The organism is Pseudomonas huaxiensis, from assembly GCF_003231275.1.
Classification (GTDB): Bacteria; Pseudomonadota; Gammaproteobacteria; order Pseudomonadales; family Pseudomonadaceae; genus Aquipseudomonas; species Aquipseudomonas huaxiensis.
The window spans coordinates 1-759 of sequence record NZ_QKVL01000151.1; the positions used below are offsets into that span (position 1 = coordinate 1).

General features: G+C 61.5%; 1 protein-coding gene. It reads right to left on the reverse strand.

The features are described from left to right. Window position 1 precedes the first annotated feature (1 nt). Window positions 2-718, reverse strand: a complete 717-nt coding sequence (locus DM374_RS32655) for an ABC transporter ATP-binding protein (RefSeq protein ID WP_110973536.1) — start codon at window positions 716-718, stop codon at window positions 2-4. Window positions 719-759: the final 41 nt, after the last annotated feature.

Here is a 759-nt window from a genome sequence, read left to right on the forward strand (position 1 = left end):
ATCAGTGGCCGCCGAGGTACGCGTTCCTCACCTCCTCGTTCACCAACAATTCCTGCCCCGTCCCGGTCATGCGGATCTGGCCGTTGACCATCACATAAGCCCGGTCCGACAGTTTCAGCGCATGGTTGGCGTTCTGCTCCACCAGGAAGATGGTCATACCGGTCTTGGCCAGCTCCCGCAGGGTGGCGAAGATCTGTTTGACCACGATCGGCGCCAGCCCCAGCGAAGGTTCATCCAGCAGCAACAGTTTGGGCCGGCTCATCAGCGCGCGGGCGATGGCAAGCATTTGCTGCTCACCACCGGACATGGTCATGGCGCGCTGATTGCGTCGCTCCTTGAGCCGCGGGAACAGCTCGTACATGCGCTGCATGTCTTCGTCGGCATGTTTGTCGCCGATAGGGATGGTACCCATCATCAGGTTTTCCTCGACGCTCATGTCGGGGAATACCCGCCGCCCTTCCGGCGACTGGGCGATGCCGTTGGAGGCGATGTAGTGCGAGGACTTGTGGGTAATGTCGGTGCCGCGATAGATGATCTGCCCGGACGCCGCCCGCGGCTGGCCGAAGATCGACATCAGCAGGGTCGACTTGCCGGCGCCGTTGGAGCCGATCAGGCTGACCGTCTCGCCCTCGTTGATGTGCATGGAGACTTTCTTCAGGGCCTGGATCGGGCCGTAGAACACGTCCAGGTCCTTCAGTTCGAGAATGGGTGCGCTCATACCAGTTCCTCTTCGTCAGCACCCAGGTAGGCGGCGATCAC

Excerpts from the sequence above, each read along its gene's own strand:
- DM374_RS32655 (WP_110973536.1), bottom strand. The coding sequence starts at position 718 with ATGAGCGCACCCATTCTCGAACTGAAGGACCTGGACGTGTTCTACGGC.